Below are 23,758 nucleotides of genomic sequence, written 5' to 3' on the forward strand. Positions count from 1 at the left end.
ACTGGTAAGGCTCGACATTCCAAAATAATATTGGGGGATGAGACCGCTACTTCGGCTGATCGCCCTGCTCTGCCTGTGCCTGGGATACGCGCTCCCCGCACAGGCGGCCGTCACCATCACCTTCTGGAGCCACGAGCTCGGCAACAGCTTCCCGCACGCGTTCTTCACGTTGCGCGGGATACCCGATGCAGGCGGCCCACCGGTCGACGCCAACGCCGGCTTCACCGCGAAATCGGTTTCGCCGGCGCTGTTGATGGGTCCGGTAGCAGGCAAGCTCGACATCGCCAGGCCGGGATATGTCGCGAGCAGCGATGCGCAATTCTCGGTCGTGATGAGCGACACGCAATACAACGCGGTGTTGCGGCTGGTCGACGCCTGGAGTGAAGGCAAGCCCGACAGCGTCTACCGCCTATCGGATCACAATTGCGTGACGTTCGTGAAGGAAGCGGCGCGGATCGTCGGGCTGTCGGGGCTGGACCAACCCAAGCTGATGAAGAAGCCACGTTCGTACCTGAAGGCCGTCGGCGCCGCGAATGCCGGTCGCGTCATACCGGTCGGGCTACACGGCAAGGACTATCTCGCTAGCCTGCCGCCGATCTCACCGTCACAGGCAACCGCCTCCAACACAACGGCGGTCGTTGCCACGGCGGCACCAGTACCCTCCCACTAAGGCGCGGGGATCAGTTCGACCACGTCGAGGACCGACTCAAATCGCGGATAGGGGAGGACGACGCGCCACCGCCGCGTGCCGATCCGTTCGATCAAGCCGGCCATGTCGCGATTGGCGTCGCGACCATAGCGCATCGGGCGCTTTTCATCGCCGAGCTCCATCGTACCCAGAAATATCGCGCGCGACGCGGTGTCGACGAAGACCGTGCCGACGGGGCGCTGCGATCCATCGACCTTGACCAGGCTGACGACATCGGTGTCGCCGTTCGAGTCTATTCGGCAAGCGAACCAGGCGGATGCGCTGTATGTCGGGCCGATCCCACCACGCGCGCCGAGCTTGAACGTGCGGCACTGATAACTTCCGGCGGGCGGCAGGGCGTCGGCGAGCGCGTGGTCCGGATCGAACAATATCGGCTCGGCGGCAAGGTCCTTCGCGTCGACCTGTGCCAGCGCGGCCATCCATGCACCGCGCCAGCCCCGCAAACGCGCGCGATCAGCGACCGTGGCGACACGCCGCCAGTCGGAGTCGCGATCGGTATCGAGCGGCGACATGGCGCCCGAGCCGATCAACGCCGCGCTCGATGCGCTCGAACCGTATCCCGCTAGTATGAGACAGGCCCCGGTGGCCAACCATGTCCGCTTCGTCGTCGACCGCGTATGCATATCCGAAGCTAACCCGCTAACATGCCGTATTACAATCATATTCTCGCACCACGGGGCACCATTATGCCGCCGTCCAGCCGCCATCCATCGACAAATTGGCCCCGGTGATCGCCTTGGCCTCGTCGCGACACAGGAACAGCGCGAACGCCGCGACCTGTTCGGGGGTGACGAATTCCTTGGTCGGTTGCGCGGCGAGCAGGACGTCGTTCATGACCTGATCACGAGTCATCCCGCGGGCCGCCATCGTGTCCGGGATCTGGTTCTCGACCAGCGGCGTCCAGACATAGCCCGGCGAGATGCAGTTGACGGTGATGCCGTCGGTCGCGGTTTCGAGCGCGATCGTTTTGGTGAGCCCGGCGATCGCGTGCTTGGCCATGACGTAGGCGGACTTGTTCGGGCTTGCGACCAGCGAGTGCGCGGACGCGGTCGAAATGATCCGGCCCCAGCCCTTGGTGCGCATGTGCGGCACCGCGGCGCGCATCATGTGCCAAGCGGACGACAGGTTTATCGCGATGATCGCGTCGAACTTGTCGATCGGGAAGTCGGCGATCCCGGCGACATGCTGGATGCCTGCATTGTTGACGACGATGTCGACGCTGCCGGTTTCGGCCGCTGCCCGCTCGACCATTGCGGCGATCTGGTCGGGTTTGGTCATGTCGGCGGCGTCGTGGAGCGCGATCGCGCTGCTGGCCTGCGCCAACGCCGCCCGCTCACGTTCGATCACATCGGCATCGCCGAACCCGTTGAGCACCACTGCCGCGCCTTCGGCGGCGAACGCCTTTGCGTAGGCGAGCCCGATTCCCGACGTAGATCCGGTAATGACCGCGGTCTTGCCCTTCAGGAACATGCATACTCCCCCATCTTGGCGCAGCGTATTCTGCCGCCGTGCAACCCTAGCGCCACCTTGCGCATTTCGTTCCCGAGAAGAAACGAAAAGGGGCATATCCATGCGGCTCGACGATTACGATCCGAACATCAACGTCGAGGACCAGCGCGGGTCGGGCGGCGGAGGCGGCGGTTTTGGCGGCGGCGGTGGCGGCCTGCTGATGGGGTTGTTGCCGATGATCGGCAGCCGCTTCGGGTGCGGCGGGATCGTCGTGGTGCTGATCCTGATGGCGGTGTTCGGTGGGATGGGCGGCCTTGGCGGACTGCTCGGTGGCGGACAGACGTCGGCACCGACGACGCAGAGCGAACCGCGCTCGGGCTCCGATACCAAGTCGAGCTGTTCGCTGAACGCCGAAAGCAAGGCCGCCTGCAACGCCTTCAGCTCGGCCGACAACACCTGGGAAGCGATCTTCCAGAAGAACGGCCAGCGGTTCGAGGCACCCAAGCTCGTGTTCTTCGACGGCAATGGCCGCTCGGGTTGCGGCGCCGCGCAGTCGGCGATGGGGCCATTCTATTGCCCGACCGACCAGGGCATCTATCTCGACACCAGCTTTTTCAACGAGCTGTCGACGCGCTTCAAGGCGAACGGCGACTTCGCACAGGATTACGTGATCGCGCACGAGTTCGGCCATCACATCCAGAAGCTGCTCGGTACCAACGCGCAGGTCCAGCAGGCGCAGCGCCAGGCGAGCGAGACCGAGGGCAATGCTCTGTCGGTACGGCTCGAATTGCAGGCGGATTGTTATGCGGGCGTGTGGGCGGCTGCGAACAAGACGCGGCTCGAGGCTGGGGATATTCAGGAGGGCATGACCGCGGCGCAGGCGATCGGCGACGACACGTTGCAGAAGCAGTCGCAGGGCCGCGTGGTACCGGACAGCTTCACGCATGGGACGTCGGCTCAGCGTCAGTCGTGGCTGAAGCGCGGGCTGGAGAGCGGAGATCCGCAGCAGTGTGACACGTTTTCGGGGGAGATCTGAGCTGAGCCTACTGATCCTCCCCGCCAGGGGGAGGTGGCAGGCGTTTGCCTGACGGAGGGGGAGGTATTCGAAACGCCTGTTCCGTATCCTCCCCCTCCGTCACCTTCGGCGACACTTCCCCCTGACGGGGGAGGATTTCAAAAATAGCGCGCGTCCTTACGCGACGACGACGCCCTTCCAGAACGCATAGCGATCCTTGATCTCGGCTGCTGCCGACTTCGGATCGGGATAATACCAGACCGCATCGACGTTGCGCTTCCCGTCGACTACAAGAGTCTTGTAACTCGCCACACCCTTCCACGGGCAGTTCGAGTGCGTCGCGCTATCCTCCAACAACGCCGGATCGACGCTGTCGGCGGGAAAATAATGATTGCCCTCTACCACGACAGTATCGTCCGATCGTGCGATCTCGTGGCCATTCCAACTTGCAACCGGCATGCTGATCTCCTTCAGGCGCTTCCCAGCCCCGCCGCCTCATACGCCTCGGGCTTGAACCCGACTAGCAGCGTCTCGCCGGTATCGAGCACCGGGCGCTTGATCATCGACGGTTGCGCCAGCATCAGCGCGGTGGCCTTCCCGGCGTCGAGATCCGCTCGGTCCGCTTCCGGAAGTTTGCGGAACGTCGTCCCCGCACGATTGAGCAACACCTCCCAGCCAACCCGGCCGATCCAATCCTCCAGATGCGCGGCGTCGATTTCGGCAGTCTTATAGTCGTGGAACGCATAGTCCACGTCGTGCGCATCCAGCCATGTCCGCGCCTTCTTGATCGTGTCGCAATTCTTGATACCGAACATCGTGATCGTCAAAATGGCCTCCGAAGCAAAACTGGAATCAGTCCAAGCGCAGCCGTTTGATAGCAAGCTGCGGGACGCACATGCACCCGATCCGGGACATGAAACTCGCTCATACCGAAGAGGAGCGATCATGTCCTTCCGCGTTCAGGGGCTCGACCCCGACCAGTTTCGACACCTGTTCGGCGCCTCCGATGCAAGCCACGCGCGAGCAGGCGCCCTGCGATACGTGGTCGACGCCAAGCCTGGCTTTCCCGATCGCATCGCGGTACGGGATCTGGAGATCGGCGAAACCGCGATCCTGATCAATTACGAACATCAGCCGGCCGACACGCCCTACCGCTCGCGCCACGCGATCTTCGTATCCGAGGCGGAGACGGAACCGCTGGACCTGCTCGACGCCATCCCCGAGGCGATCCGCATCCGGCCGATATCCCTGCGCGCCTTTGGATTCGACGACGAAATGATCAACGCCGACCTGGTCGCAGGCACGGACCTGATCCCGCTGATCGAGCGCTTCTTCGCGGTGCCGGACGTGGCGTATCTGCAGGCCCATTACGCCAGACGCGGATGTTACGCCGCGCGCATCGTTCGTGCCTGACGTGCGCAAGCCGGTGGCGTGACCGGCTCGGGGCGTTTATCGGTGTGTCATGACGCATCCATTCTACGCGATCCATAATCACGGGCTGATCCGAGTTGCCGCCGCGACGCCGCGGGCTTCGGTGGGGGATACCGGGGCCAATGCCGAGGCTACGATCGCCTTGGCGCGCGAGGCAGATGCGAAAGGCGTCGACCTCGTCGTTTTCCCGGAGCTAAACCTCACCTCCTACGCGATCGACGATCTGCATCTTCAGACCGCGCAGCAGCGCGCGACGCTGGCCGCGATCGCGACGGTGGTCGAGGCGAGCGCGACCTTGCGGCCGGTGCTGCTGGTCGGCGCGGCGCTGGTGCGGAACGGGCGGCTGTATAACTGCGCGCTGGCGATCGCGCGCGGGCGCGTGCTCGGCGTGGTCCCGAAGACATTCCTGCCGAATTACCGCGAGTTCTACGAGAAGCGGTGGTTCGCGAGTGGCGTAGGGATGACCGGACTGACGATCGACCTAAACGGCGGCGACGTGCCGTTCGGGACCGATCTGATCTTCGCCGCGCGCGATCTGCCCGGCTTCGTGTTCCATGCCGAGATCTGCGAGGACTATTGGGCCCCTACCCCGCCCTCGACTGCGGGCGCGCTCGCGGGGGCGCTGATCTGCTGCAACCTGTCCGCATCGAACATCGTCATCGGCAAGGCGCGCGATCGAGCGATGCTGGCGGCGGCGCAATCGGCGCGCGCGGTCTGCGCCTATGTCTATTCCGCCGCAGGGCCCGGCGAGAGCACCACCGAGGTCGCGTGGGACGGCCAAGGATTGGTCCACGAACTCGGCGAACAGATCGCGGAGTCCGCGCGGTTCTCGACCGAGCCCGAACTGGTCGTCGCCGACGTCGACTGCGAACGGATTACGGCGGAGCGCCTACGGACCGGCACCTTCAACGATGCGGCCATGTTCGCCGGCAATCCCGAGACACGCTTCCGACGGATCGCGTTCGATCACGAGCCGGTGCTCGCCGACAGTGGCCTCGAACGCGCCATCCGCCGGTTCCCGTTCGTCCCGAACGACCCGGCGCGGCGCGACGACGATTGCTACGAGGCGTTCAACATCCAGGTGGAGGCACTGTCGAAGCGCCTCGTCGCCGCGCACGCAGAGACGATCGTGATAGGCGTTTCGGGCGGGCTCGACTCGACGCACGCGCTGATCGTCGCGGCGAAGGCGATGGACCGGCTTGGACGCCCCCGCAGCGCGATCCTCGGCTTCACCATGCCCGGCTTCGCGACCGGCGAAGGGACCAAGGCAAACGCCTGGGCCCTGATGCGCGCGCTCGGCATTGCCGCCGAAGAGATCGACATCCGCCCCGCCGCCACGCGGATGCTGGAGGACATCGGCCATCCCTTCAGCGAAGGCGAACCGGTCTACGACATCACCTTCGAGAACGTGCAGGCAGGGCTTCGCACCGACTACCTCTTCCGCCTTGCCAATCAGCGGCGCGGGATCGTGCTCGGCACCGGAGACCTAAGTGAGATGGCGCTCGGCTGGTGCACCTACGGCGTCGGCGACCAGATGAGCCATTACGCGGTGAACAGCGGCGTACCGAAGACGCTGATCCAGTTCCTGATCCGCTGGTGTATCCGCACCGACCAGTATGACGCGGCGACCGACGCGATCCTGGCGACGATCCTCGCGCAGGAGATTTCGCCCGAGCTCGTTCCGGCGGGCGCGGATGGCGCATTGCAGAGCACCGAGTCGATGATCGGGCCGTACGCGCTGAACGATTTCTTCGCGCATTACGTGATCCGCTACGGCCTTGCCCCCTCGAAGATCGCGTTTCTCGCCTGGCACGCATGGCGCGATGCGAGCGTCGGCGCGTGGCCGGAGGACCTGCCGGCGGACGCGCACGTCGCCTACGACCTGCCGACGATCCGCCATTGGCTGGAGAAATTCCTCTTCCGCTTCTTCACGACCAGCCAGTTCAAGCGGTCGGCGATGCCCAACGGGCCGAAGGTCTCGGCAGGCGGTGCGCTATCGCCGCGTGGCGACTGGCGTGCGCCGTCGGATGGAACTGCCGAGATCTGGATCAAGGAATTGCGGTCAAGCGTTCCGTAAGGTCAGCCGCGCCGCCTTGCATAAATCGCCCATCCGGCGCATTATGAAAATCCTATGACAGTGGCTCCACCGGATGGATCGCGCGATCGCCGGATCGAGATCCCATCTAATCTTTGGCTGATTCACCCGGCAGGCCGTGCGCTTTTGCCGCTTGCGTTGGCGCGTGGAATTTCGGCCAATTCGGTGTCGGTAGCGGGGCTTTGCCTCGGCGGAGCAGCGGCGCTCGCCTACACGCAATGGGGAAACTGGGCGCTGGCGCTGGTCGGCCTGGTGCTGTCGATGGGCTGGCTGATCGCCGACGGACTCGACGGCATGGTTGCCCGCGCGACCAAGACCGCGAGCCCGCTCGGCAGGATGCTCGACGGATTATGCGATCACGGCGTCTTCGCGCTGATCTACATCTCGCTTGCGCTGACGATCGACACGCCCGAGGGCTGGGTCCTCGCATTCGCGGCTGGTGGCGCGCATGCGGTGCAGTCGAACATGTACGAAGGCGAGCGTTCGCGCTTCCATCGTCGCGTCAAGGGCGTGGCGCTCGAAGCGCTTCCCGTTCCGACCGGCAACGCGCTGGTCCGCTTCTATGATGGCGTCGCCAGCAGCATCGACCGGATCGCCATGCCGTTCGAGCGCACGCTCGGTCAGTCGGCGGATCCGGTCGCGCTCGGCGCCCTGTACGGTGCCCGCGCCGTCGCGCCGTTGCGCTTCATGGCCTTGCTTACCGCGAATGTCCGGGTATGGGCGATCTTCGTCGCCTGCTTCGCGGGCAACCCACGCATCTTCTGGTGGTTCGAGATCGTCCCTTTGACGCTCGTCGCCATCGTCGGGCTCGTCTGGCACCGTCGTGTCGAGCGGGCTTTCGTTCGTAATACTTCCGCAACGCGACCAAAGACCGCGTCGCGCATGCATCTTTCGTAAGGAACAGGGTCAGTAATGAATAGCATTCGGATCGCCGTGGTCGGCATCGGCAACTGCGCGAGCTCGCTCGTCCAGGGCCTCGAGCATTATCGCGAGGGGGCAAACGACCAGGTTGGCCTGATGCATTTCGACATGGGTGGCTACAAGCCGAGCGACATCAAGGTCGTCGCGGCCTGGGACGTCGATCGCCGCAAGGTCGGCAAGGACGTCGCCGAGGCGATCTTCGCCAAGCCCAACTGCACCGCGGTGTTCGCACCCAATGTCGGCAACACCGGCACGATCGTGAAGATGGGCAAGAAGTTGGACGGCGTTGCCGACCACATGGCCGACTTCAAGGACGACCGCACGTTCCTGGTCTCCGACGCCGCCGAGCCGACCCGTGAAGAGGTCATCGCCGAGCTGAAGGCATCGGGCGCCGACGTTCTGATGAACTACCTGCCGGTCGGTTCGCAGGAAGCGACCGAATTCTACGCCGAATGCGCGATCGAAGCGGGCGTGGCGTTCGTCAACAACATCCCCGTCTTCATCGCGTCGAACCCGGTCTGGGCGAAGAAGTTCGAAGACGCCGGCGTCGCGATCATCGGCGACGACATCAAGGCACAGCTCGGCGCGACGATCGTCCACCGCGTGCTGACCGACCTGTTCGCCAAGCGCGGCGTGAAGCTGGATCGCACCTACCAGCTCAACACCGGCGGCAATACCGACTTCCTCAACATGTCGAACCATCGCCGTCTCGAGTCGAAGAAGATCTCGAAGACCGAAGCGGTGCAGTCGGTTGCGGCCGAGCGCATGGACGACGACAACGTGCACATCGGTCCGTCGGACTACGTGCCCTGGCAGAACGACAACAAGGTCTGCTTCCTGCGGATGGAAGGCCAGCTGTTCGGCGGCGTTCCTATGAACATCGAGCTGCGTCTCTCGGTCGAGGACAGCCCCAACTCGGCGGGCGTCGCGATCGACATGATCCGTTGCGCCAAGATCGCCAAGGATCGCGGCATCGCCGGCGTGATCGACCCTGCCTCGGCGTATTTCTGCAAGCACCCGCGCACGCAGATGACCGACGATCTCGCGCAGATCGAAGTCGAGCGGTTCATCAAGGCCGCCTGACATGATCGATACGCCCCGGATTCAAACGGCGATCATCCTCGCCGCCGGGGAAGGCAGCCGCCTTCGCACCTCCGCCCCGTACAAGCCGCTTTGCGCGGTCGCGGGGCGGCCGTTGATCGCCCACGCGCTCGAGGGGCTGGCCGAGGCTGGCTTTGCGCGTGCGATCGTGACGGTGAGCTACGGGCGCGAGGCGATCGAGGCGTATCTCGCGAGCCGGCGTTGGCCGTTGAAGGTCGAGACGGTTCTCGCGGATCACCGCGAACCCAACGGCGTTTCGGTACTGGCAGCGCGCGATGCGCTCGGCGGCAGTGAAGCGATCCTTGCGATGTGCGACCACCTCGTCAGCCCCGAACTCTACGCGCGCATGGCGAAGGCCGGCGCTGGTGGCGGACTCCGGCTCGGCATCGACCGGCGCCTTGGGCATGACTGGGTCGACCCCGAGGACGTCACCTGCGTCGCGACCGAAGGCGATCGCATCGTCGCGATCGGCAAGGGTCTCGAGCCGCACGACTGCTACGACACCGGCGTCTTCGCGATCGGCCCTGCGCTGTCGGATGCGCTCTCCACCTTGGCGAGCCCGTCTTTGACGGAAGGCGTCCGCCTGCTGGCCGCACAGGGCCTGGCTCGGATCGTGGAGTGCAGCGACATCGACTGGATCGACGTCGACGACGCCCCCGCCCTGGCCAAGGCCGAGGCGTGGATGGCGACCAAGGCAGATGCCGTAGCGGCGTAAGCCACCGTTCTCCTGCAAACGCAGGAGCCCAGGATACCAGCCGAAACGCCTCTGACCCTGGACTCCTGCGTTCGCAGAAGAACGATAAAACCCCGTCATTTTGACGAAAGTCAGGATTCAGAGTTACAAGTGGTGCCCTTTGGGCTCTGGGTCCTGACTTTCGTCAGAATGACAGGATCTCGTCAGGATGACGAGGCTTCCTCGACCCGAGGATCGGGCACGTCCAGCGTCGCGCATGTCCCTATCGCAGCGTTCTCGATCGTCACAGTCCCGCGTAACTGCCGCGCGAGGCTGCCGATCATCCGCATCCCGAGGCTTTTGCGCGACGCCGTCTTCAAGTCGAAGTCCGCCGGCAACCCGCCGCCCTCGTCCGACACCGTCAAGACGATGCGCCCATCCCCGCTCCGCACCGTGACCAGGATCACGCCACCATCGTCGCCATACGCATATTTGATCGCGTTGGTGACCAGCTCGGTGACCAGCAACCCCATAGGGATCGCCACGTCAGCGCTGATCAGGATCGCCTCGATATCGCAGTCGATCCGGTGGGTGAGCGATTGCTCACCCAGCCCCGTAGCGATCCCGCAGACCAGATCGTTCAGCGCAACGATGCCAACCTGATCGCCACGCCATAGCTGGTCGTGCGTCTGCGCGATCGCGGTGATCCGCGCCTGCGCATCGCCGAGCAGCCGGCGGATCCGCGGATCGTCGTCCTCCTGCATCTGGAGATTGAGCATCGCAGAGACGAGCGCGAGGCTGTTCTTGACCCGGTGGCTCGCCTCCCGCGTAAGCAGTTCCTGATGCTCCATCGCCTCGCTCAGCCGCTGCTCCGCCTGCTGTCGCTCGATCGCCACGCCGATGAGGTTGGCAAACCCCTGCATGAACGCGAAATCGGCGGGCTCGAACTTGCCCTCGTCGGGGCTGTCGACCTCGAGCACGCCGAAGCGCTTGCCCGACGTCTCGACCAGCACGTTGATCGCGCGGCGGATATTGTGCTGCGCCATGAACTCCGGCGTCCGGAAACGCTGCTCGTTCTCCAGATGGTTCGAGATCACCGGCAGCCCGGTCTCCAGCGCGAACCCCGCCGGCGAGCCGAGGTCGGTACGCATCTCGGTCGACCCGACCACCCCCGGCGCCCAGCCGATCCCGGCGCGGACCAACAAGGTGTTCTGTTCGGGACGGTATTCGAGGAACTTGCAGTATTGCGACCGCATCCCCTCGCCGCACAACTCGGTCGCGCGCTGCAACATCGGCTGCAGATCCCGCGCCCGCAGCGCCTCGATCCCGAAATCGGCAAGGATCGACTGCTGGCGAAGACGATATTCCAGTTCGCCTGCGCCGGGTGGCCGATCGCCGCCGGGAGATTGTTCGATAACCGTCATACTCACTCGATGTTACTGGCAATAAGTCTCGTCACGCCCGCCGCATCCAGCCGGCTCAATCGCCCACCCTGAAACCGAGGATCATGCGTGACGTCCGCGATTGCCCATTCGGGGCTGACGATCGACGTCAAAGCGGCCGCGTCGTCCTGCTCGATCTCGGCGAGTTCCAGCCCGGCGAGCGCTCCTTCGATCAAATCGATGCCGAAGTCCGCGCCCACCGGATACCGGCGTTTCCTCAACGATCGGGCCGGCACTTGCGCCAGCCGGTCATACTCGTCCCGATCGAGATACGTCGTGACCGTCGGCCTGCTCAGCACATCGGCAACGTCGTATTTCTTGCCGATCTTCAGGACCACGCGCCCCGAGCCGCTATCGGTCATGGCGCGCAGCCTCAGCCGCGTGCCCTCGATGTATCGGTCCTCGATCAGGATGTACGGCGCGTCGGCCAGATCGGGCCGACGTGCAGGATCGACGAGAAACCGGCGCTCGCGCTCGACATGCGCGTATTTGTGAGCGACCAGTTCCTCGTCGAGCCCCCGCAACATCGGGTCAGCGCGTCAGCTTCTTATAGGACAGCGCGGTAGGACGATCCGCCGCATCGCCCAGACGGCGGCGCTTGTCCTCTTCGTAGGATTCGAAATTGCCCTCGAACCATTCGACATGGCTGTTGCCCTCGAACGCCAGGATGTGCGTGGCGAGACGATCCAGGAAGAAGCGATCGTGGCTGATCACCACCGCGCACCCTGCGAAATTCTCGATCGCTTCCTCGAGCGCGCCCAAGGTCTCGACATCGAGATCGTTGGTGGGCTCGTCGAGCAGCAGCACGTTGCCGCCGCGCTTCAACATCTTGGCGATGTTGACGCGGTTGCGCTCGCCGCCCGACAGCTTGCCGACGTTCTTCTGCTGGTCCTGGCCCTTGAAGTTGAACGCTCCGACATAGGCGCGCGTCGACTGGTCGAACCCGTTGACCTTCATCGAGTCGAGGCCGTCGGAAATCTCTTCCCAGACGTTCTTCTTGTCGTCGAGATGGTCGCGGCTCTGGTCGACATAGCCGAGCCGCACGGTCGAACCCTTGTCGATCGTGCCGCTGTCCGGCGTCTCCTGCCCAGTGATCAGCTTGAACAACGTCGACTTGCCGGCGCCGTTGGGACCGATGACGCCAACGATACCGCCCGCGGGCAGCGTGAACGAGAGGTTCTCGAACAGCAGCTTGTCGCCGTAAGCCTTGGAGACGTTCTCAAGCTCGATGACCTTGCCGCCGAGACGCTCGGGCACCTGGATGACGATCTGCGCCTTGCCCGGCGAGCGGTTCTCCTGTGCGGAGACGAGGCGTTCGAAGTTGGCGATACGCGCCTTGGACTTGGTCTGGCGCGCCTTGGCACCCTGACGAATCCATTCGAGCTCGTTCTTGATCGCGGTCTGACGACCGGACTCCTCACGATCCTCCTGCTCAAGGCGCTTGGCCTTCTTCTCGAGATACGTCGAGTAATTGCCCTCATACGGGAAATACTTGCCGCGATCGAGTTCGAGCACCCAGCCAACGACGTTGTCGAGGAAATAGCGGTCATGGGTGATCATCAGCACCGCGCCCGCATAATCCTTCAGATGATTCTCCAACCACTGGACGCTCTCCGCATCGAGATGGTTGGTAGGCTCGTCAAGCAGCAGGATACCCGGCTTCTGGATCAGCAGGCGGGTCAGCGCGACGCGGCGCTTCTCACCACCCGACAGCTTGTCGACCGGCCAGTCGCCCGGCGGGCAACGCAGCGCTTCCATCGCAACCTCGAGCTGGTTGTCGAGCGTCCAGCCGTCGATCGCGTCGATCTGCTCCTGAAGCGTCCCCATCTCCTCCAGCAGCGCGTCGAAGTCGGTGTTGTCCTGGGGATCGCCCATCTCGGCGGAGATCGCGTTGAAGCGATCGACCATGTCCGCGACACCGCGCGCGCCGTCCTTGACGTTCTCCAGCACGGTCTTGGTGGCGTCGAGCTGCGGCTCCTGCTCCAGATAGCCGACGGTAACGTTCTCGCCCGGCCAGGCCTCGCCGGTATAGTCCTTGTCGATGCCGGCCATGATCTTGATCAGCGTCGACTTGCCCGCGCCGTTGGGGCCTACGATGCCGATCTTGGCGCCATGATAGAATTGCAGATTGATGTTCGACAGCACCGGCTTGGGCGCGCCGGGGAAGGTCTTCGTCATGTCCTTCATGACATAGGCGTATTGGCCGGCCACGGGGGTCTCCGTTCGGGTGTTCGTGAGGGAGGGATTGATCTGCGCATGTAAGGGCAGCCGCGAAGGTTGGCAACGCGCGAGCTGGGACCTAACGAAGGAGGCCGACACCAAGGGGAATTGCTGATGACGCGTATCGCACCATTTCTGGCGGCCTGTGCCGCAATCACCGCCGTTCCTCTTGCCGCGCAGCGCACCGCTGCGCCCGCGACCGCGGTCGATGCGAAGGTCGCGGCGCTGCGCGACAAGGCGCTGACCGACGACACCGCCTACAAGATCGTCGAGGGCATCACGACCGAGGTCGGCCCGCGGATGACGGGCACCGAGGCGGCGCCGCGGGCGCGCGCTTGGTCGGTCGCCAAGCTGAAGGCGCTCGGGTTCAAGAACGTGCGGATCGAGCCATACCAGCTGCCGGTCTGGTCGCGCGGCACGGAGAGTGGTGAGCTGGTCGCACCCTATGCGCAGAAGCTGCATCTGGTCGGCCTCGGCAATTCGGGTGCGACGCCGCCGGGCGGGCTGACCCTGCCGATCGTGTATTTTCCGACGTACAACGACCTGGCGCTCGCCGCCGACGGCAGCTTGAGGGGCAAGATCGCCTTCGTGTCGAACGCGATGCAGCCGACGCAGGACGGGTCGAGCTATGGATCGCAGGGTACCGCGCGCTTCGTCGGACCGAACGTCGCCGCCAAGAAGGGTGCGGCGGCGATCGTGATCCGGTCGATCGGTACCGATCACGGCCGCGGGCCGCACGCAGGCAACACCAATTTCGACGCGGGCGTGACGCCGATCCCCGCCGCCGCGCTGTCGGTCGCGGACGCCGAGCATGTCGAGCGGCTGGTGAAGCTCGGCAAGCCCGTGACGCTGAAACTGGTGCTTGAAGACAAGCAGGTCGGTATGCGCGAATCGGGCAACGTCGTCGCCGAAGTCCCTGGCACCGATCCCAAGGCGGGGATCGTGCTGGTCGGTGGCCATCTCGACAGCTGGGATCTCGGCACCGGCGCGATCGATGACGGGGCGGGCATCGCGATCACCGCGGCGGCTGCCAAGATCGTGATGGACGGCGGCCAGCGCCCACGCCGCACCATCCGCGTCGTCTGGTTCGGCGACGAGGAGAGCGGCGGCTTTGGCGGAGCCGCCTACGCCAAGGCACATGCGGGCGAACGCCATGCGACCGCCGCCGAATCGGATTTCGGTGCCGATCGCGTCTGGCGGTTCGAGAGCAGCCTGCCCGACGCCGCCAAGCCCATCGAGGATCGCTTGGCCGTCGCGCTCGCCCCGCTCGGGATCGTTCGCGGGGCCGACGCCCCTCATGGCGGCACCGATGTCGGCCCGGTGATCGCCACGGGGGTCGCCGGAATCGACCTCAACCAGTCGGGCCTGCGCTACTTCGACTATCACCATACGCCCGAGGACACGCTGGATCTGATCGACCCCGAACAGCTCCGTCAGAACGTCGCGGCATGGACCACGGTGATCGCGACAGTGGCCAATGCACCCGAGGAAATCGGGTCAATTGTGCCCCAGAAGTGACGAATTGCATGAACCAATCTGTCATCGTTCTGCCGCAAACCTTGCGGACAGATGAATTTAGCGGATTGACCGCCCGCCGGGGGCCGCTATTTGACGTGACTTCGCGACGGCAATCGGGTCGGCCGCGAGTGAAACTATGCTTGGGAGCATTCGAATGAAGAAGATCGTTCTGATCGCTGCTGCCGCCGGCCTGATGTCCGTCGCAGCCTGCAGCAAGTCGCCAGAAGCCGCCGCAGTTGAGAACAACGCGGACATGCTGGCTGACAACATGGAAATGCAGGCTGACAACATGGACGCCATGGCGGACAACACCTCGAACGCAGTCGCTACCGACGTGCTCGAGAACGCTGCTGACAACATGAACGCAGCTGCCGACAACGTCCGTGACGCTGCCGACGAGAAGACCGACAACATGAACTAAAACCCTGTCGGGCGTTCGCGCTCGATAGAGTATTAGTGTCGGAAAGGGCGTTCCTTCGGGAGCGCCCTTTTTCTTTGCCTTTTGCTTGTGCGCCCTTTTGCGGGCGGATCGCTTGCGCTAACGCAGGCGCCGGTGGGGCCTGTAGCTCAACGGTTAGAGCTGGCCGCTCATAACGGCTAGGTTGCGGGTTCGATTCCTGCCGGGCCCACCAACCCCTCTCCCTGTCCCCGAGCCGCTCGAAAAGCGATGCCGGGTTTATGACCGTCGCGGAGCGCAGTGCATCCGGCCGTTGCTGAAACTACGGCGCGCCGGCGTTCAGCCGACTCAGATTTCCGTCATCACGCCCTGATAGACTGGTTCTTCCATCGCGCGGCCCGCACCGATCGCGACGCAGGTCAGCGCGTTCTCGGCGACCGTGACGGGCAGCCCCGTCGCGTCCGACAACACTTCGTCGATCCGCGCGAGCAGCGATCCGCCGCCCGTCATGACGATGCCCTGATCGCAGATATCGGCGGCCAGTTCGGGTTCGGTCTTCTCCAGCGCGGTCAGCACGGTCTCGACGATCTGGCCGATCAGATCCGCCAACGATGCCGCGATATCCGCCTGCGTCACCTCGATCTCGCGTGGTACCCCTGCGCGCAGGTCGCGTCCCTTGACGCGCATGACCTCGCCGATTCCATCCTCCGGCATCCGCGCCATGCCGACCGCCAGCTTCACGCGCTCGGCGGTGGCTTCGCCGATCATCAGGTTGTGCTTGCGACGAATCATCGAACTGATCGCCTCGTCCATCTTGTCGCCGCCGACCCGCGCCGACGTGCTGTAGGCAAGCCCTCGCAGCGACAGCACCGCCACTTCGGTCGTGCCACCGCCGATATCGACGATCATCGCCCCGACCGGCTCGGTCACCGGCAGTCCGGCACCGATCGCCGCCGCCATCGGCTCTTCGATCAGATACACCTTGCGCGCGCCGGCGTTGGACGCCGCCTGGCGTATCGCGCGACGCTCGACCAAGGTCGCGCCGGACGGGATGCAGATCGCGATCTCGGGATGGCGTGGCAGTCGGCTGGGCCCGCCATGCGCCTTTTCGATGAAGAACTTGATCATCTGCTCGGCGACGTCGAGGTCGGCGATCACGCCGTCACGCATCGGCCGGATGGTCTCGATCCCGTCGGGCGTCTTGCCCATCATCAATTTCGCTTCGGCACCCACCGCGCGCACCTGCTGGACGCCATTGCGCGTTTCGATCGCCACCACGGACGGTTCGTTCAGGACGATGCCCTGACCGCGCAGATAGACGACGGTGTTCACCGTTCCGAGATCGATCGCCATGTCGTTCGACGGGCGGCTGAACAGGCGAGGAAGACGCATGGGCTGTGACAATCTGAAAGCGTGCGCCCGTTATCGTGGCCACTGTATGAAATCATATGCTGTCGGCGTAGTGCGATCCGCGTCAATCGCTCTGCGCCCGGACGGGCCAACCCAACGACGATCACGACGGCATTCTCGATACGGCATCATCGAATAGGGTCGCGGTGGCTCCGAACGGCGTACAGCGCCGGGCAAGACATGCCCCTCGCCGCCCGTGCCGATAAACGGATCGACCAGGGATATGCCTTACGCGCACCCTCCTGCCGTCATCCGATCGGCAGGTCGAACAGCAGTTCGCGGACGTAGCGCACTGGCGGCGATCCATGGGCGAGCAACGCGTCGTTGTAGCGCTTGAGATCGAACGCCGCGCCCTGCCGCTTCCTGGCCTCGTCGCGCAACGCCATGTGCTCCGAATAGCCGGTGAAATAGCTCAGCAGCTGAGTCGAACCAAGCGAGGCGCGGACCCACTTCCCTGCCGCCTCGCGCTCCTGCTGGAACGCGGTGTGCGTCATCAACTGCATCGCCTGCTCGCGAGTCATGCCCTCGGTGTGGATACCGATGTCGAGCAGCGAGTTCGAGATCGAGCGCAGCCGCATCTTGAGCACGGTGAGCTTGAACAGCGGATCGCCGTTCAGATAGCCCTCGTCCGCCATCATGCCCTCGGCATACACCGCCCATCCCTCGATGAACGGCCCCGAGCCGAGCACCGCGCGCAACGTCGACTGCGTCGCGTTGGCGTGCGCGAGCTGGAGATAATGCCCCGGCATCGCCTCGTGCACCGCGAGATCGTGGATCATGTAGTCGTTATATTCGCTGAGGAACGAGGTCGCCTGCGCCTCGGTCCAGTCGTCGGGGATCGGCGACACGGCGAAGAACGTGCCGAGGTTCTTCTCCAGCGGGCCGGGCGAATCGCAGTAGGCTACCGCGACGCCCTGCTGGAACTTGGGCATCGTGATGATCTTCACCGGGCTGTCGGGCATGCCGACCAGCCCCTTGTCGCGGACGAAGGTGGTCGCCTGCGCCAGAGCCTTGGTCGAGGCGTCGATCATGCCGTCGCGTGCCGGACGCTTGGCGTAGGTGAGTTCTAGCGCGAGCTGGATCGCGGCCTGTTGCTGCGCTTCGGTCGGCTTGTCGGGGAGCAGCAGCGCGCCCTTCTTGGCGCCGAAGATCTGCCGCGCGATCGCGTACATCTGCGCGCGCGTGTCGACGATCGCGGCCTGCGCGCGCCGCTTGATCTCGGCGCGGGTGAGGTCGGATTGCAGCGCGAAACCGAGCTTCTTGTCGTAGAGCGCCGCGCCGAGGCGGAAGTCGCCCTTGGCGCCGGGAACGAGCGTCTTGTCGAGCCAGACCTGGTGCTCGGCAACCGCCGCCTTCAGTGTCACGAGCGCGGCGTCGAACCGCTTGGCGTCCGCTGCCGACAATTCGCTCTTGTGCGGCGCGAGCATGCTCTCGGCGATGTCGACGATGCCGCTGTTCTGCTTCGCCACGGTCGTCGCGTAGATCGACGGCACGCGCGCCACCACGATGTTGGCGCGCGCCTGCGCCAGCAACGCGGGGAGCGCCGCCATCCGCGCGGTCGCCGCGTTCAGCCGCTGCGGCCACGGCGCGAAGTCCCGCGCAGCGAGCGAATAGAGCGAGCTGCCGGCGATGTCGTTATAGACCTGCGGATCCCACGCCCATCCACCGAGCGTCTCGGTATCCCAGATGTCGTAGCGCAGCGCGTTGTCGAGCAGCGCCGCATCGACCTGCTCCTCGCGCGACAGGGCTTTGCGGTCGATCCGCTGGAGATCGGCGAGCATCGCCTTCGAGAACGCTTCTCGCTTGGCACGTCCTGCGGCGGACATGTCGGTGATCTGCGTGTCGAACCGGTGATCGCCGAGCGATGTCGCCGACGACGGACTGAGGCGGGCGAGGCCATCGACGTAGCGCTTCGACAGCGACGCGAACGCGCTCGTCTCGGCTTGCACGGCCAGCACGGGCGCGGGGATCGACGAAACGGGCAGCGCGAGCATCGCGGCGCCGAGCAACAGACGGAAATTACGCATCATGCATTCCTGACGATCAGCGCTGTGGCGCGAGTTGTGCGTTCAGATAGACGGTGACGAGCGCCGCGCGCTTGGCGTCCTCGATCTTGTCGGCGCCCGCCGCGTGGCCGCCTTCCGGGTTCTCGTAATAGAAGAACGGGTCGCCATAGGCCTCCAGCCGCGCGGCGAATTTGCGCGCGTGGCCGGGGTGGACGCGGTCGTCCTCGGTCGAGGTGTAGATGAACGGCGTCGGGTATTTCACGCCGCGCTTCAGGTTCTGATAGGGCGAATATTGTGAGATGAACGCCCAGTCCGCGGGCTTGTCCGGGTCGCCATATTCGCCGATCCACGACGCGCCTGCCGACAGATGCGAATAGCGCTGCATGTCGAGCAGCGGCGATCCCATCACGATCGCGCCGTAGAGATCGGCACGCTGCTCCATCGCGACGCCGACCAGCAGGCCGCCGTTCGACCGCCCCGATACCGCGATCTTCCGCTTCGCACTGACACCGGTGCGGACCAGATCGTCGCCGACCGCGTGAAGATCGTCATACGCCTTTTGCCGGTTCTCGCGCAGGGGCATCTGGTGCCAGCGCGGCCCGTATTCGCCGCCGCCACGGATGTTGGCGAGCACGAACGCGTTGCCCTCCTCGACCCAGAACAACCCGGCCGGGCCCGAGCGGTACGGCTGGTCGACGAGGTAGGTCGGCGTCTGCGCGTTGCGGAACCCGCCATAGGCGTGGACCAGCGCGGGCACCGGGCCCGTCGTGCCCTTCTTGCGCACGAGGAAATACGGGATCTTCGTACCGTCCTTAGACGTCGCGAACCGCTGTTCGACCTGCATCATCGAGGCGTCGAACCGCGCGGGCAGCGTGTCGACCGCCACCGGCTTCGCGTTGGGGCGGACGGCATAGCGCGCGGGCGGGCTGAGGAAGCTCTCGACTACCGCAAAGGCGACATCGTCCTTGCCTGCGGTCGCCTCGAGGTGGATCGTCGATGCGGTCGGCAGCGCCGCGACGCCTCGCGTCCAGATGCCGTCCGCGCCGCGCGTCAGCGATACGAGCCGGCCCGAGACGTCGTCGAGCATCTTCACCCACAGCACCGACTTGCTCGAATCGACCTGCTCCACCGCCTGGGTCGCGGTCGGCACCAGCACGCGCTCGATCGTCGGCGTGCGTCCCGCCAGCACGTCGGCGACGCGGTACGCCACGACCGATCCGCTCGGGATCCCCTTCCAGTCAGACGCCAGCGTCGCGATCAACCGGCCATCGAGGACGGCGTTGATCTCCGCGTCATCGGGCAACGGCGACGGCACCAGCCGGCCATTCTCAGCGATATGACTGCGCTTCGAATGGAAGAAATCGACGTTGAGCGACACCAGCGGATAGCGCCGGTCGCCATCGGTGAAGACGCTGGTCTCGATCCCGACATCGTCCGGCGTCGCGCTCGTCACGGCGGCCGCGGCCGAGAGCGGCGTGCCGCGCTGCCACCGCTTGACGGTCCGCGGATAGCCCGACTTGGTGAGGCTGCCGGCGCCGAAATCGGTCGCGACGTACAGCGCGTCCGGCCCGGCCCAGTTCAGCCCGGTCTTGAAGCTCGGCACGACGAAACCGTCCGCGACGAACTTGCCGGTCGGGATGTCGAACTCACGCTCCTCGACCGCATCGCCGCCGCCGTTCGACAGCGCCACCATGCACCGATCGTACGACGGCGAGCGGCACGTCGCGCCCTTCCACACCCAGCTCTTGCCCTCGGCCTTACCCAGCGCATCGACGTCGATCAGCGTCCGCCATACCGGCTTGCCGCTGGTGAACGACGCGAGCGAGGCCACCCGCCAGAGGCCGCGCACGTTCGTCTTGTCCTGCCACAGGTTCAGCACCTGATCGCCGAGGATCTGGTCGGGCGTCGCGATCTGGCGATCCGCCTGCAACAGGTCGAGTGCGCGCTGACGGTAGCGCGCATAGCCGGGCTTGGCTTCGAGCGCGGCGAGCGACTGCGTGTTCCACCGCTTCACCGTATCGAGCGCACGCGTGCCGTGGATGTCCTCGAGATACGCATTCGGATCGGTAGCGGGTGGCGGAGCCGAATTCTGGGCCAGGGCGGTCGTGGAAAGGGCCAGCAAGGCCAGGAACGGCAGGCGTCTTTGCATCATCACTCTCTTATCGTTCAGTGATGCGACTGTAGGCAGCGCGGTCCGCTACGCCAGCCCCTTCTCTTCAGATCATTCAGCTTCCAGCGCGAGCAGCGCGAACGTCGCCAGCCAATGCTCGCCCATGTAATCGTCCGCGAGATGCGGCAGCGCTTCGGTGAGGTGCGCATCGGCGATCGCGCGCGCGGCGGCAGGATCGGGGAGTGCATAAGCGATCGTCCGCCAGCACCACGCGCGCGACAGGTTCACGCCGTCGAGATGCGCGAGGCGCCCGTCCGACCGGTCGCTGACGATCGCGGGGGAGCGCAGGCACGCCGTCGCGGGGCCGAACGGATCGGGCAGGAACGCCGCCAGCCACGGAGCGAACTCCGCCCCGAGCACGTCATTCATCAACGCCGCCTCGCACAGCGTCGCCGACAGGAAATCCTCCCCGCTTGGCTCGAACGGGCGGCAGTCGCGATCGTCGCCATACCAGTCGCGCGCGCGCGCCTCGATCAACACGCCGAGTGACGCGTCGTGCACCCGCGCCCAGCGCAGCGCATGGACCAGCGCGAACGCGGTGCAGTCGTGCTTGCCGCTTCGCACCGGGTAGATCAGTTTCGGCAGATACGCCGCAAACCGCGCCGCAAACGCGCGTGCCAACGGCTCGACCGCCGCCGCCCAGGGCCGATCTGGCCGCCGCGCCAACTCGTCATGCAGCGCCAGCAGCCATCCCCAGCCATAGGGCCGCTCGAACCCGCCGGTGCCCGGCCGATCGAGATACGCCACCTCTCCCGCGATCAGCGCGGGCACCAGCATCCGGTCGGCCAGCGCCTCGACCGCGGCGGCCTCCGCCATGTCCGGATACAGCCGCGCGAGGCGCATCACCTGCCACCAGCCATGCACGCAGCTATGCCAGTCGAAACTGCCGTGAAACACCGGATGCAGCGTCTTCGGCAGCGCCAAGTCGCCGGGCCCGTCGAGCACTTGGTCGAGCTTGTACGGCCATTCGCGGGTCAGATGCCCCAGCGTCAGCACGGCAAATCGCGCTGCGGTCGCGTGGTCGAGCCGCTGTGTCATCGTGTCATCCCACATCGTTCGCCGGACATTCAGCTGCTGTGATCCGAAATGATCTTCCACGCGCCGCCACGCCGCTCGAATACCAAAGTCGTCATGCCCGATTCGCTGGTCGACGCCCCGGTCAGCGTCCACCGTGCGAACAGCATCGCATGCGCCGGATCCAGACCGCGCATCTCCAGGAACGCGAACGACAGCTTGCCGCGCGCATTGCCCGTGCCGCTGAAGCTGGACCGGTATTTGTCCGCAATCGCCGGCTTGCCGCGAAGCAGTCCCTTCGGCGTCACGAACACCGCGTCGTCGGCATAGATGTCCATGAACCGCGCGAGATCGCCCGCGTTCCAGCCCGCCGCGCTCGCTTCCATGCCCTTGCGGATCGCGATTTCAGCGGGCGTCTGCGCGATCGCGGGCGCTGCGATCGCCACGATCGCGAAGGGTAGCATCATGGGTCGCATCATTCTCTCGCCATCAGTTCGAGCAACGCCGCCTCGCCGACCGGCTCGGACAGCAGGAAGCCCTGGTACAGGCTGCATCCACCCGCGGCGAGCAGTTCGAGCTGAGACGGTCGCTCGACCCCCTCGGCGATCACCGCCAGCCCCAGCGAACGGGCCATCGTGATCGCGCCGGCGACCACCACGCGGTCGCGCGCGCTGCCATCGATGTCCCGGACCAGCGACTTGTCGATCTTCACGTAATCGAGCGGCAGCGACTTCAGATAGGCGAGACTGGAATAGCCCGTGCCGAAATCGTCGATCGCCACCCGGCACCCTGCCCCGCGCAGTTCCGCCAGCAACGCGGACGCCGCCGCGAGGTCTTCGATCAACCCCGTCTCGGTAATCTCGACCGTCAGGCGCCCGCGCGGGAACCCGCTCTCGTCGATCCGCGCCAGGAACAGCGCGGCAAACCCCGGCCGCGTGATATCCGCCGCCGTCAGGTTCAGCGACACGCGCAATGTCCCCAGAACCTCCGGCCAGGCGACCGCACGCGCCAGCACCAGCCGCTGGATATGGTCCGACAACGCAATGCCCAGATCGGCGCGGTCTGCGGCATCGAACAGCGTATCCGCGCCGAGCGGCCCCAGTGCCCGATGGTTCCAGCGTGCCAGAGCCTCGACCCCCGTGATCTTGCCGCTCGCGATCTCGACCTGCGGCTGCCAGCGCAAGTCGATCTCGTCGCGCTCGATCGCATGGTGCAGGTCGATCGCCAGCGCGTCGATCGGTGCGACCCCGTCGGGCAGCGCGACGTGCAGCACCGATCCGTCGCTCGCCTTCGCCTCCGCCAGCGCCTCGCTCGCGCGGCGCAGCAACGCCGCCGCATCGTCGCCCGGCTGGCGTTGCGCCACGCCGAAGCGACAGCCGAGCACGGCGCGCGTATCGGCCACCGCGAACGGCCGCGCGAGCGCCGCATCCAGCGCCGTGATCGCCGCCGTCACTGCCGCCCCGGCCGCTTCGATCACCAGCACGAACTCCGACCCGCCGAGCCGAGCGACCATCGCATCCACGCCGATCGCTTGGCGCGCGACAGTCTCCGCGCGCAACACGGCCGCTTCGATCAGGCCATCCACCGCGGGACGGCCATGCGCCGCATTGACGATGTCGAGGCGCGACAGCGCGACCAGCACCACCGCCACCGGCCGCTCCTCCGCGATACGGCTGACGATCCAGCGCCGCGCTTCGCCGGTCTCCCTGTCATAGTGCGACGCGCCCGGTATCCCGCGTCGATCGATCGCGCCGCCGGATGCGCGTGCGGCATGGCGCCCTGCGAACCGCAGCGCCTGGACGAGTTCGCCTTCGCTCGCCGGACTCGCGAGGAATTGCGTCGCGCCCGCATCGAAAAACTCGCCGATCGCCTCGACATCGCCGCGCGATACCAGCACCAGCAACGCCGCACCGTTGGTGGCGACCAACCCGCCCAGCCTGCGCGTCGCCGACAGTCCGTCGTCGAGCGCACCGCGCGCATCGATCAACGCGACCGCTGCGCCGCTTGCCAGGAACCGGCTCTCCAACCCTTCGGCATCGCCCGCGACCGCCGCCTGCCACCCCGCACCGGCCCCTGCGCTCGCCAAAATCTCCGTGATCTCATCACGTTGACGGAACGATACCGCGAACAGCGTCGTTGCGATCTGCATGTCTTCCATATCCGTCGCACCTCGCTCGATCGGTGCGA

At 65.5% G+C, this 23,758-nt stretch carries 22 protein-coding genes and 1 tRNA gene; 10 read left to right on the plus strand and 13 right to left on the minus strand.

Annotation, left to right across the window (positions count from 1 at the left end):
- Nucleotides 1-37 precede the first annotated feature (37 nt).
- The gene (locus C8J25_RS15055; protein ID WP_107955220.1) at nt 38-670 is read left to right on the plus strand and encodes a hypothetical protein; all 633 of its coding nucleotides are present in this window, start codon (nt 38-40) and stop codon (nt 668-670) included.
- On the opposite strand, the gene C8J25_RS15060 is transcribed toward C8J25_RS15055, so the two are convergent.
- Together C8J25_RS15060 and C8J25_RS15065 are read right to left on the minus strand one after the other, a co-directional pair.
- On the minus strand, nt 667-1,221 hold the full coding sequence (locus C8J25_RS15060; RefSeq protein ID WP_107955359.1) for a DUF4893 domain-containing protein: 555 nt from the start codon (nt 1,219-1,221) through the stop codon (nt 667-669). The genes C8J25_RS15055 and C8J25_RS15060 overlap by 4 nt on opposite strands.
- 172 nt (nt 1,222-1,393) lie before the next feature.
- A complete protein-coding gene (locus C8J25_RS15065; protein WP_107955221.1) occupies nt 1,394-2,179 on the minus strand; it encodes a 3-hydroxybutyrate dehydrogenase in 786 nt (261 codons plus the stop codon).
- 100 nt (nt 2,180-2,279) lie between these two features.
- Here C8J25_RS15065 and ypfJ point away from each other — a divergent pair, with 100 nt between their 5' ends.
- Nucleotides 2,280-3,194, plus strand: coding sequence for a KPN_02809 family neutral zinc metallopeptidase (gene ypfJ / locus C8J25_RS15070; RefSeq protein ID WP_107955222.1), 915 nt, complete (start codon nt 2,280-2,282; stop codon nt 3,192-3,194).
- A gap of 156 nt (nt 3,195-3,350) precedes the next feature.
- Here ypfJ and C8J25_RS15075 read toward each other — a convergent pair whose 3' ends face one another.
- Together C8J25_RS15075 and C8J25_RS15080 are read right to left on the minus strand one after the other, a co-directional pair.
- Nucleotides 3,351-3,632 carry a DUF427 domain-containing protein gene (locus C8J25_RS15075; RefSeq protein WP_107955223.1) on the minus strand — a complete coding sequence of 94 codons (282 nt, stop codon included), beginning with the start codon at nt 3,630-3,632 and terminating at the stop codon, nt 3,351-3,353.
- An 11-nt stretch (nt 3,633-3,643) separates the two neighbouring features.
- Nucleotides 3,644-4,000, minus strand: coding sequence for an ArsC family reductase (locus C8J25_RS15080; protein WP_107955224.1), 357 nt, complete (start codon nt 3,998-4,000; stop codon nt 3,644-3,646).
- A gap of 118 nt (nt 4,001-4,118) precedes the next feature.
- Between C8J25_RS15080 and C8J25_RS15085 the strand changes: the two genes are divergently transcribed.
- Genes C8J25_RS15085 through C8J25_RS15105 form a run of 5 tightly spaced genes read left to right on the plus strand, consistent with a single transcriptional unit; the run spans nt 4,119 to nt 9,436 of the window.
- Nucleotides 4,119-4,586 carry a DUF1203 domain-containing protein gene (locus tag C8J25_RS15085; RefSeq protein WP_107955225.1) on the plus strand — a complete coding sequence of 156 codons (468 nt, stop codon included), beginning with the start codon at nt 4,119-4,121 and terminating at the stop codon, nt 4,584-4,586.
- 49 nt (nt 4,587-4,635) lie between these two features.
- Entirely contained in the window at nt 4,636-6,681 is a 2,046-nt protein-coding gene (locus C8J25_RS15090; protein WP_107955226.1) for an NAD(+) synthase, read from the plus strand.
- A 54-nt stretch (nt 6,682-6,735) separates the two neighbouring features.
- The gene (locus tag C8J25_RS15095; RefSeq protein ID WP_107955227.1) at nt 6,736-7,596 is read left to right on the plus strand and encodes a CDP-alcohol phosphatidyltransferase family protein; all 861 of its coding nucleotides are present in this window, start codon (nt 6,736-6,738) and stop codon (nt 7,594-7,596) included.
- 15 nt (nt 7,597-7,611) lie between these two features.
- Complete coding sequence (locus tag C8J25_RS15100; RefSeq protein WP_056050788.1) at nt 7,612-8,703, plus strand: inositol-3-phosphate synthase; 1,092 nt, start codon at nt 7,612-7,614, stop codon at nt 8,701-8,703.
- A 1-nt stretch (nt 8,704) separates the two neighbouring features.
- Nucleotides 8,705-9,436 carry a phosphocholine cytidylyltransferase family protein gene (locus tag C8J25_RS15105; RefSeq protein ID WP_107955228.1) on the plus strand — a complete coding sequence of 244 codons (732 nt, stop codon included), beginning with the start codon at nt 8,705-8,707 and terminating at the stop codon, nt 9,434-9,436.
- 182 nt (nt 9,437-9,618) lie between these two features.
- On the opposite strand, the gene C8J25_RS15110 is transcribed toward C8J25_RS15105, so the two are convergent.
- The 3 genes from C8J25_RS15110 to ettA are packed head-to-tail and all read right to left on the minus strand — an operon-like array spanning nt 9,619 to nt 13,047.
- Complete coding sequence (locus tag C8J25_RS15110; RefSeq protein WP_107955229.1) at nt 9,619-10,818, minus strand: sensor histidine kinase; 1,200 nt, start codon at nt 10,816-10,818, stop codon at nt 9,619-9,621.
- A 2-nt stretch (nt 10,819-10,820) separates the two neighbouring features.
- Complete coding sequence (locus C8J25_RS15115; RefSeq protein WP_107955230.1) at nt 10,821-11,363, minus strand: CYTH domain-containing protein; 543 nt, start codon at nt 11,361-11,363, stop codon at nt 10,821-10,823.
- A gap of 4 nt (nt 11,364-11,367) precedes the next feature.
- On the minus strand, nt 11,368-13,047 hold the full coding sequence (gene ettA / locus C8J25_RS15120) for an energy-dependent translational throttle protein EttA (RefSeq protein WP_107955231.1): 1,680 nt from the start codon (nt 13,045-13,047) through the stop codon (nt 11,368-11,370).
- Nucleotides 13,048-13,170: 123 nt separating this feature from the next.
- Between ettA and C8J25_RS15125 the strand changes: the two genes are divergently transcribed.
- The 3 genes from C8J25_RS15125 to C8J25_RS15135 all read left to right on the plus strand — a co-directional run bounded on the left by C8J25_RS15125 (nt 13,171) and on the right by C8J25_RS15135 (nt 15,206).
- Complete coding sequence (locus tag C8J25_RS15125; RefSeq protein ID WP_107955232.1) at nt 13,171-14,574, plus strand: M20/M25/M40 family metallo-hydrolase; 1,404 nt, start codon at nt 13,171-13,173, stop codon at nt 14,572-14,574.
- A gap of 154 nt (nt 14,575-14,728) precedes the next feature.
- The gene (locus C8J25_RS15130; RefSeq protein WP_031393308.1) at nt 14,729-14,995 is read left to right on the plus strand and encodes a hypothetical protein; all 267 of its coding nucleotides are present in this window, start codon (nt 14,729-14,731) and stop codon (nt 14,993-14,995) included.
- A gap of 135 nt (nt 14,996-15,130) precedes the next feature.
- Nucleotides 15,131-15,206, plus strand: a tRNA-Ile gene (locus tag C8J25_RS15135).
- Between the two features lie 113 nt (nt 15,207-15,319).
- Here C8J25_RS15135 and C8J25_RS15140 read toward each other — a convergent pair.
- The 6 genes from C8J25_RS15140 to C8J25_RS15165 form a co-directional block, all read right to left on the minus strand.
- Complete coding sequence (locus C8J25_RS15140; protein ID WP_107955233.1) at nt 15,320-16,363, minus strand: rod shape-determining protein; 1,044 nt, start codon at nt 16,361-16,363, stop codon at nt 15,320-15,322.
- Nucleotides 16,364-16,629: 266 nt separating this feature from the next.
- Nucleotides 16,630-18,408 carry a DUF885 domain-containing protein gene (locus C8J25_RS15145; RefSeq protein ID WP_107955360.1) on the minus strand — a complete coding sequence of 593 codons (1,779 nt, stop codon included), beginning with the start codon at nt 18,406-18,408 and terminating at the stop codon, nt 16,630-16,632.
- A gap of 16 nt (nt 18,409-18,424) precedes the next feature.
- Nucleotides 18,425-20,539 carry a prolyl oligopeptidase family serine peptidase gene (locus tag C8J25_RS15150; RefSeq protein ID WP_244187134.1) on the minus strand — a complete coding sequence of 705 codons (2,115 nt, stop codon included), beginning with the start codon at nt 20,537-20,539 and terminating at the stop codon, nt 18,425-18,427.
- Nucleotides 20,540-20,608: 69 nt separating this feature from the next.
- The gene (locus tag C8J25_RS15155) at nt 20,609-21,595 is read right to left on the minus strand and encodes a DUF2891 domain-containing protein (RefSeq protein ID WP_107955362.1); all 987 of its coding nucleotides are present in this window, start codon (nt 21,593-21,595) and stop codon (nt 20,609-20,611) included.
- Nucleotides 21,596-21,624: 29 nt separating this feature from the next.
- Nucleotides 21,625-22,038: a YybH family protein gene (locus C8J25_RS15160; RefSeq protein ID WP_244187135.1), complete on the minus strand. Its 414-nt coding sequence runs from the start codon at nt 22,036-22,038 to the stop codon at nt 21,625-21,627.
- 8 nt (nt 22,039-22,046) lie between these two features.
- Complete coding sequence (locus C8J25_RS15165) at nt 22,047-23,720, minus strand: EAL domain-containing response regulator (protein ID WP_244187136.1); 1,674 nt, start codon at nt 23,718-23,720, stop codon at nt 22,047-22,049.
- Nucleotides 23,721-23,758 lie beyond the last annotated feature (38 nt).

Source organism: Sphingomonas faeni, from assembly GCF_003053745.1.
In the GTDB taxonomy this organism is placed as follows: domain Bacteria; phylum Pseudomonadota; class Alphaproteobacteria; order Sphingomonadales; family Sphingomonadaceae; genus Sphingomonas; species Sphingomonas faeni.

Excerpts from the sequence above, each read along its gene's own strand:
- C8J25_RS15130 (WP_031393308.1), top strand. The coding sequence starts at position 14,729 with ATGAAGAAGATCGTTCTGATCGCTGCTGCCGCCGGCCTGATGTCCGTC.
- C8J25_RS15060 (WP_107955359.1), bottom strand. The coding sequence starts at position 1,221 with ATGTCGCCGCTCGATACCGATCGCGACTCCGACTGGCGGCGTGTCGCC.
- C8J25_RS15065 (WP_107955221.1), bottom strand. The coding sequence starts at position 2,179 with ATGTTCCTGAAGGGCAAGACCGCGGTCATTACCGGATCTACGTCGGGA.
- C8J25_RS15110 (WP_107955229.1), bottom strand. The coding sequence starts at position 10,818 with ATGACGGTTATCGAACAATCTCCCGGCGGCGATCGGCCACCCGGCGCA.
- C8J25_RS15150 (WP_244187134.1), bottom strand. The coding sequence starts at position 20,539 with ATGATGCAAAGACGCCTGCCGTTCCTGGCCTTGCTGGCCCTTTCCACG.
- C8J25_RS15100 (WP_056050788.1), top strand. The coding sequence starts at position 7,612 with ATGAATAGCATTCGGATCGCCGTGGTCGGCATCGGCAACTGCGCGAGC.
- C8J25_RS15090 (WP_107955226.1), top strand. The coding sequence starts at position 4,636 with ATGACGCATCCATTCTACGCGATCCATAATCACGGGCTGATCCGAGTT.
- C8J25_RS15125 (WP_107955232.1), top strand. The coding sequence starts at position 13,171 with ATGACGCGTATCGCACCATTTCTGGCGGCCTGTGCCGCAATCACCGCC.
- C8J25_RS15115 (WP_107955230.1), bottom strand. The coding sequence starts at position 11,363 with ATGTTGCGGGGGCTCGACGAGGAACTGGTCGCTCACAAATACGCGCAT.
- C8J25_RS15055 (WP_107955220.1), top strand. The coding sequence starts at position 38 with ATGAGACCGCTACTTCGGCTGATCGCCCTGCTCTGCCTGTGCCTGGGA.
- ypfJ (WP_107955222.1), top strand. The coding sequence starts at position 2,280 with ATGCGGCTCGACGATTACGATCCGAACATCAACGTCGAGGACCAGCGC.
- C8J25_RS15155 (WP_107955362.1), bottom strand. The coding sequence starts at position 21,595 with ATGACACAGCGGCTCGACCACGCGACCGCAGCGCGATTTGCCGTGCTG.
- C8J25_RS15160 (WP_244187135.1), bottom strand. The coding sequence starts at position 22,038 with ATGATGCTACCCTTCGCGATCGTGGCGATCGCAGCGCCCGCGATCGCG.
- C8J25_RS15140 (WP_107955233.1), bottom strand. The coding sequence starts at position 16,363 with ATGCGTCTTCCTCGCCTGTTCAGCCGCCCGTCGAACGACATGGCGATC.
- C8J25_RS15075 (WP_107955223.1), bottom strand. The coding sequence starts at position 3,632 with ATGCCGGTTGCAAGTTGGAATGGCCACGAGATCGCACGATCGGACGAT.
- C8J25_RS15105 (WP_107955228.1), top strand. The coding sequence starts at position 8,705 with ATGATCGATACGCCCCGGATTCAAACGGCGATCATCCTCGCCGCCGGG.
- C8J25_RS15145 (WP_107955360.1), bottom strand. The coding sequence starts at position 18,408 with ATGCGTAATTTCCGTCTGTTGCTCGGCGCCGCGATGCTCGCGCTGCCC.
- C8J25_RS15085 (WP_107955225.1), top strand. The coding sequence starts at position 4,119 with ATGTCCTTCCGCGTTCAGGGGCTCGACCCCGACCAGTTTCGACACCTG.
- C8J25_RS15095 (WP_107955227.1), top strand. The coding sequence starts at position 6,736 with ATGACAGTGGCTCCACCGGATGGATCGCGCGATCGCCGGATCGAGATC.
- C8J25_RS15165 (WP_244187136.1), bottom strand. The coding sequence starts at position 23,720 with ATGCAGATCGCAACGACGCTGTTCGCGGTATCGTTCCGTCAACGTGAT.